Here is a 6,709-nt window from a genome sequence, read left to right as displayed (position 1 = left end):
ATTTTTTCAGGACGTTACAGAGTAATGTGTATATCAGACTGACTTGGAGTAAGATTTCCAGAAGGATGATTGTGAGAAAGTATCATTCCAGTTGCCATTAACTCTAAGGCACGTTTAAAAATTACTCGAATATCGACAGCGGTTTGATTAATTCCACCTCGTGAAATTTGCTCAGTTTTAATGATTCGATTTCCTTGATTGAGAAACATTACCCAAAATTCTTCGTTTGGTAAATCACCAATTTGTTGTTGTAAAATTATGGCTGCGTCTTTGCTTGAAGTAATTTTGTCGCGTTCTAAAATCTCTTGCGAATTTCGTCTTCTTCCAATTTCCATTGCTGTGATTATCGAAATTGCTTTTGCTTCTCCAACTCCTTTGAATTTGCATAAATCTACAATTGAATATTTTGCTAATTCATTCCAATTATTGTTTGCAGAATTTAAGATTCGTTTTGCTAACTCTACAGCGGATTCATCACGATTTCCACTTCCCATGATAATCGCTAACAATTCGGTATCAGAAAGTGACGAACGCCCTTTTAAAGCTAATTTTTCGCGAGGACGATCATCTTCATTCCAGTTTTTTATCGAATTTTTATTCTCTAAGTAATCCATTTATATAAGGGATTGATTTTGTATTTTACAATATAATAAAAAAAGCTCGAACAAATTTGTTCGAGCTTGATATTTAATGAAATAGTTTTTTTTATTTATTGACTTTTGCCCAAGTATCTTTAAGGGTAACTGTTCTATTGAAAATTAACTTTTCTGTAGAAGAATCACGATCTAAAGCAAAATATCCAATACGTTGAAACTGGAATTTATCCTCCACTTTGGCTTCTTTCAAAGCAGGCTCAGCAAAACCTTCTTTTACAGTTAAAGAATTTGGATTGACAAATTGTAAAAAGTCAACATCTTTCTCTGCATCTGGAGATTCAACTGTAAATAAACGATCATATTCTCGAACTTCGATCGGAATATTCTCTGTTGCAGAAACCCAATGCAACGTACCTTTTACTTTACGTTTAGAAGCTTCAGTTCCACTTCCAGACTTCGTTTCAGGATCGTAAGTTGCATAGATTGTTGTGATATTTCCTTCAGCATCTTTTTCTACTCTTTCAGCTTTAATGAAATATGCACCTTTCAAACGAACTTCGTTTCCTAATGATAAACGGAAGAATTTTTTAGGCGCTTCTTCCATAAAATCTTCACGTTCGATGTAGATTTCTCTTGTGAAAGGAACGATACGAGTTCCAGCTGTTTCATCTTCCGGATTATTCTCAATTTCTAATTCCTCCACTTGTCCTTCTGGATAATTTTCGATTACCACTTTCACTGGATCAATAACAGCAAAAACACGAGGAGCAATTTTATTTAAATGATCACGAACAGAGAATTCTAATAACGAAATATCCAATACATTATCACGTTTTGCAACACCGGCTGTATTCCAAAAATTCTTAATCGATTCTGGCGTATAACCGCGACGACGCAAACCTGAAATAGTAGGCATACGTGGATCGTCCCAACCTGTTACAACTTCTTCTTGAACCAATTTCATCAACTTACGTTTACTTGTAATCATGTACGAAACATTACCACGAGCAAATTCGCGTTGTTTTGGTTTTTGAGGTTGATTTGGTAGTTCCACATTGTTCGCGTACCATTCGTATAAATCGCGATGATTTTTGAATTCTAATGAACATAATGAGTGTGAAATTCCTTCGATATAATCAGATTCTCCATGCGTCCAATCGTACATTGGGTACATTTTCCAAGTGTCTCCAGTACGGTGATGAGGACGTTTCAAAATACGATACATAACAGGGTCGCGCATGTTCATATTAGGAGAAGTCATGTCTATTTTTGCACGTAAAACATGTGTTCCTTCTTCAAATTCTCCCGCTTTCATTCGTTCGAAAAGATCTAAATTTTCTTCAACAGAACGATTTCTATAAGGAGATTCAATTCCTGGTTCAAAAGGTGTTTTACGTTGTTCATTAATCACTTCTGAAGACTGGTCGTCGATGTACGCTTTTCCTTCTTTAATTAATTGAACAGCCCAATCGTAAAGCTGCTGGAAATAATCAGAAGCATAGCGTTCTTCAGCCCACTCGAAACCTAACCATTTCACATCTTCGCGGATAGAATCTACGAATTCTTGCTCTTCTTTGTCAGGATTAGTGTCATCAAAACGTAAGTTTACAGGCGCATTGTAACGCTGTCCTAAACCGAAGTTTAAGCAGATTGCTTTTGCATGCCCGATATGCAAATAACCATTTGGTTCTGGTGGGAAACGAAAACGTAAATTTTCTTTCGGCATCCCGTTGGCTAAATCATCTTCGATGATTTGCTCAATAAAATTCAATGATTTTTTTTCTTCTTCCATTTTTTAATTACGATTGAGTTTGCAAAGGTACGAAATTGACAATAAATATAATGTCGAAAATTCCGGATTTTACAATTAGAAAAATTCAATCAAAAAATAGAAGTAAATAAATGATTTATAATGGATAAGTTACCCCAAATAAATTTCCAATAATCCGTTTGGAATTTGGATAAGCATTGCTTTTTCGTTACGATTAACTTCTAAGATCCACTCATCAATCATCGGGATTAAGATTTCTTTTCCGTTTGCATCTACTTCAAAATAAGCTTGTGCAGCAGAATCGTTAACAGATTTTATCGTTCCAACTTCTGTATTTGTTTGATCATAAATCGTGAAACCAACAATTTCGTGGTAATAAAAATCTGTTCCAGAAAGTTCTGGTAATGATTTTAGAGGTAAATAAAGTTCGCGATTGATTAATTTGTCGACATCTTCGTCTTCAACATCTTCAAATTTTACTAATAATTTTGTGCCTTGATAAGGCTGAGAAGTTTCGAAAAAAAATGGAACCAGTGTACCATCTTGCTCGATGAACACTGCTTCCAAAGTATCGTATAATTCTGGTTCGTCTGTATCCAAGTGAATGATTAAATTACCTTTGAAACCATGTCTCTTTGTAACTTTACCTAAATAGTAGCAATCATTTTTTGTCATTTGGAACGTCTCTGAACTTAAAAATTATTCTTCTGTAGCAACTTCTTCAGTTGTACCTTCTGCTTCTTCAGCAGGAGTTTCTTCAACTTGTGCAGCAGCTTCAGCTTCCTGAGCAGCTTTTACACGAGCTTCATTAACAGCTTTTTCAGCTTCTAATGCAGCAGCTTTAGCAGCAGCAGCACCTGAAGTTAAACCGTCTTTTTTAGCTTGAACTTTTTCACCTTTAGCTTCTAACCAAGCGTCGAAACGTTTGTCAGCTTCTTCTTGAGAAAACGCACCTTTAGCAACACCACCTAATAAGTGTTTTTTCATAAAAGCACCTTTGTAAGATAATAAAGCTTTAGCAGTATTAGTTGGCTCAGCACCAGTTTGTAACCATTTTACAGCAGAATCAACATTTAATTCTACAGTTGCAGGGTTAGTAATTGGGTTGTAAGTACCTAATTTTTCGATGAAACGACCATCACGTTTTGCTCTTGAGTCAGCAACTACGATGTGAAAGAATGGTTTTCCTTTACGACCATGTCTTTGTAATCTAATTCTTGTAGCCATAGTATAACTAATTATTTTGGGAACTCGTCCCGTTTTACAAATTTGAGGTGCAAATATACAAAAAAATAATAATATGAATTAGAATTAGTATTCAGATATTAATTCTAATTTTATATAAATCAATTTCATGAAATATTTAACATTAATGATACTTACATTATTATTGTCATGTAAGACCAATTCTACTGAGCTTAATAAGAAAAATGATATAGACTCGGTGATTATTAATGATGACCATATTAAAATTAATGATACACTAATTATAAGAGATTCAACAATAACTCCTTCAATAATTAGTGAATAAAATTACATAAATAAACATAGTATGAAGAAAACATTTATTTTATTATTTACATTATTTGGATTGTCAGCTTCTTTTGCGCAGGATAATAATGCGATTTTTTATAAAAAACTGGAAGAGCAGCAATTAAAGAATGAACAGAAGTTTAATAGTCTACAGAATAAGAATGCTAAATCTGTAATTGTAGATCAATCAAAAGGAATTTCTAATCTCGCAGGTTTTATAGAAGATTCACCTTTTTTTTACCAAACTGATGATATTAGAGCAAATACAGGAGCGGGTATTACTGAGTTACAAAATGAAGGTATTAATGGTTTTGTTTTGAATGGGAAAGATGTTAGTGTACTAGTAATGGACGGAGGGGCAGCGCTAGGAACACATATTGAGTTTAGAGATCTTGATTATGGAAATTCAAGCAGATTATTTGATACCGAAAATGGAGCAACTGCAATATCTGATCATGCAACTTCTGTATCAGGTTTTATTGCAGCCGAAGGTAGAGCTTCATTTAATGGATACCCACAATATGCAGCTAAAGGAGTATTAACAAAAGCTAAAATAAAAAATAGCAGTTTTAATACAACAACAAATGGAAACAATATACAGAAGCTTTTAAATGCAAAAGAAAATTTATCTAATCATTCTTATGGTGTAAATTTAGGATGGGATAATTATTATTCTAAGACAGATAAATTAGGTCCTGGATGGTATTTTAATATGACAAATTATCAAGATTTAGTTAAGGACGCCAGTGCTACTTTGAGTGGATCTTATTATAGTTCTGATGCTGATTTTGACAAGACGGTTTATAATAATCCAAATTATATTGTTGTTAAATCAGCAGGTAATTATTATGGTTCGGGACCAGATGCCTCTGATACTAATCCAAAATTCCAATACAAAGATGGGATTTGGACACCTTTTACTGCATCGGAAGTAATACCTTCAAAAAATTGTATTAATGATGCATATTGTATTGGTTGGGGGTCATTGGCTAAAAATATCATTGTTGTAGGAGCGGTTAAATTACCGAATACTACTGATTATAAATTTACGACATTAACAAAAGATAATAGAGCAACATTTTCAAGTGTTGGACCTCGTAAAGATGGAGCAATTAAACCAGATATTTCTACTTATGGAGATTCTTTGATTGCTCCTTCATATGACTCATCAAATCCTACACAAAATAATGTATTTATTATAGGAAGTGGTACATCTTTTTCTGCACCAATTGTGACGGGGGCAATGGGAATGTTGACTCAGTTACAAAGATTAGTAAATAATAATTCTACATTTACTTTTTTTGGAGATGAAGCTAAAACACTACTTTTACATACTGCTGATGAGGCTGGAGATAATGATGGACCAGATATTTATTTTGGTTGGGGATTATTAAATACTAAAAAAGCAGCAGAGGTTTTATTAGATGATACAAAATTGTTTGAAAGAAAATCAAAAGTTTCAGGTACAGATATAGTGTATGAAATAACTTCCGATGGAACACCTTTGAAAGCAAGTATTTCCTGGATAGACCCAGAAGCAGCTTATTTTAAAAATATAAATGATTTATTTTATAATCAGTCTTCAAGATTGATTAATGATTTTGATTTAAGAGTAGTAGAAAGTTCTACAAATGTTACTTATTTTCCATGGAAATTAGATTTAAATAATGTTACTGGTCCTGCAATCAAAGGAGATAATACAGTAGATAATTATGAACAAGTTCTTATAAAGACTCCAACAAAAGGAGCAAAATATAAAGTTATTATTTCAAATAAAGGAAATTTAATAGATAACGCAGGAGTTAAAAAGAATCAGGATGTTACTGTATTGATAACAGGTAGAACAACTGGAGCTCTTAATACAGATGAGTTAGCTGTTGATAAATCGATTTCTGTTTATCCAACATTAGCAAAAGATATTGTAAATGTACAGACAACTGAAAAAATAACAGTTGTAGATATTTTTGATATGACCGGAAAAAAAGTTTCGTCTTCGGATAAGAAACAAATTAATATTTCAAATTTACCGACAGGTGTTTATATTATTAATATCAAAACAGATAAACAATCGGTTTCTAAGAAAATTGTAAAACAATAGAACAGTATTTTTTCTATTAATTTAAAACTTCAATAACATTGTTATTGAAGTTTTTTATTTTAGCGTGAAATAGATTATTAAAAAATGAACAAACAAGAAATACTTATTCAGACACAAGCTTATATCAAAAAAACTTTTTTAGATGAAGGAACAGGACACGATTATTTTCACATAGAACGTGTGGTGACAAATGCGAAGAAGATTTTAGAAACTGAAAATGCAGATTCTTTTTTGGTTGAATTAGCAGCTTGGACACATGATATCGGTGATTATAAATTGCATAATGGAGTTGATAAATCGGAGGAATTAATTAGAAAATTTTTAGAATCAATTCATGTAGAGGAAGAATCAATTCAGAAAGTATTGGAAATAGTCTCGCAAGTTTCATTTAGTAAAGGAAATAAACCAACAACTATCGAGGCTGAAATTGTGCAAGATGCTGATCGTTTAGATGCAATTGGAGCGGTTGGTATTGCGCGTTGTTTTGCATATGGCGGAAGTGTAGGTAGTATTTTATATAATCCGTACGATAATTCGAAAGACGCTTCTAGCGTGCAACATTTTTATGATAAATTATTTAAATTAAAAGAGTTGATGAATACCAAAACAGCAAAAGAAATTGCTTTAAAACGTCATCAGTATATGGAAAATTTTATCGAAGAATTTTATCAAGAAGTGAAATAATATTGTAACTTATTATTCATTTAATTA

6 protein-coding genes are annotated in these 6,709 nt (G+C 32.6%); 2 read left to right on the top strand and 4 right to left on the bottom strand.

Going from position 1 to position 6,709, the window contains the following annotated elements:
• Window positions 1-14 precede the first annotated feature (14 nt).
• The 4 genes from radC to B4E59_RS11585 all read right to left on the bottom strand — a co-directional run bounded on the left by radC (window position 15) and on the right by B4E59_RS11585 (window position 3,594).
• The gene (gene radC, locus B4E59_RS11600) at window positions 15-614 is read right to left on the bottom strand and encodes a RadC family protein (RefSeq protein WP_291053138.1); all 600 of its coding nucleotides are present in this window, start codon (window positions 612-614) and stop codon (window positions 15-17) included.
• A 91-nt stretch (window positions 615-705) separates the two neighbouring features.
• The gene (locus B4E59_RS11595) at window positions 706-2,388 is read right to left on the bottom strand and encodes a glutamine--tRNA ligase/YqeY domain fusion protein (RefSeq protein WP_125349536.1); all 1,683 of its coding nucleotides are present in this window, start codon (window positions 2,386-2,388) and stop codon (window positions 706-708) included.
• Window positions 2,389-2,517: 129 nt separating this feature from the next.
• Window positions 2,518-3,042 (bottom strand): ribosome maturation factor RimM, encoded by a 525-nt coding sequence (gene rimM, locus B4E59_RS11590; RefSeq protein WP_280049017.1) that lies wholly within the window; start codon window positions 3,040-3,042, stop codon window positions 2,518-2,520.
• Between the two features lie 24 nt (window positions 3,043-3,066).
• A complete protein-coding gene (locus tag B4E59_RS11585) occupies window positions 3,067-3,594 on the bottom strand; it encodes a 30S ribosomal protein S16 (RefSeq protein ID WP_180905332.1) in 528 nt (175 codons plus the stop codon).
• Window positions 3,595-3,919: 325 nt separating this feature from the next.
• Between B4E59_RS11585 and B4E59_RS11580 the strand changes: the two genes are divergently transcribed.
• Window positions 3,920-5,998 carry a S8/S53 family peptidase gene (locus B4E59_RS11580; RefSeq protein ID WP_286495331.1) on the top strand — a complete coding sequence of 693 codons (2,079 nt, stop codon included), beginning with the start codon at window positions 3,920-3,922 and terminating at the stop codon, window positions 5,996-5,998.
• Between the two features lie 84 nt (window positions 5,999-6,082).
• On the top strand, window positions 6,083-6,682 hold the full coding sequence (locus B4E59_RS11575; protein ID WP_219033870.1) for an HD domain-containing protein: 600 nt from the start codon (window positions 6,083-6,085) through the stop codon (window positions 6,680-6,682).
• Window positions 6,683-6,709: the final 27 nt, after the last annotated feature.

The organism is Empedobacter sp. UBA2044 (assembly GCF_002333005.1).
In the GTDB taxonomy this organism is placed as follows: Bacteria; Bacteroidota; Bacteroidia; order Flavobacteriales; family Weeksellaceae; genus Empedobacter; species Empedobacter falsenii_B.
Note: the sequence above shows the minus strand (reverse complement) of the source record. Positions and strands in the feature narration are given on the sequence as shown.

Excerpts from the sequence above, each read along its gene's own strand:
- B4E59_RS11575 (WP_219033870.1), top strand. The coding sequence starts at position 6,083 with ATGAACAAACAAGAAATACTTATTCAGACACAAGCTTATATCAAAAAA.
- B4E59_RS11595 (WP_125349536.1), bottom strand. The coding sequence starts at position 2,388 with ATGGAAGAAGAAAAAAAATCATTGAATTTTATTGAGCAAATCATCGAA.
- B4E59_RS11580 (WP_286495331.1), top strand. The coding sequence starts at position 3,920 with ATGAAGAAAACATTTATTTTATTATTTACATTATTTGGATTGTCAGCT.
- B4E59_RS11585 (WP_180905332.1), bottom strand. The coding sequence starts at position 3,594 with ATGGCTACAAGAATTAGATTACAAAGACATGGTCGTAAAGGAAAACCA.
- radC (WP_291053138.1), bottom strand. The coding sequence starts at position 614 with ATGGATTACTTAGAGAATAAAAATTCGATAAAAAACTGGAATGAAGAT.
- rimM (WP_280049017.1), bottom strand. The coding sequence starts at position 3,042 with ATGACAAAAAATGATTGCTACTATTTAGGTAAAGTTACAAAGAGACAT.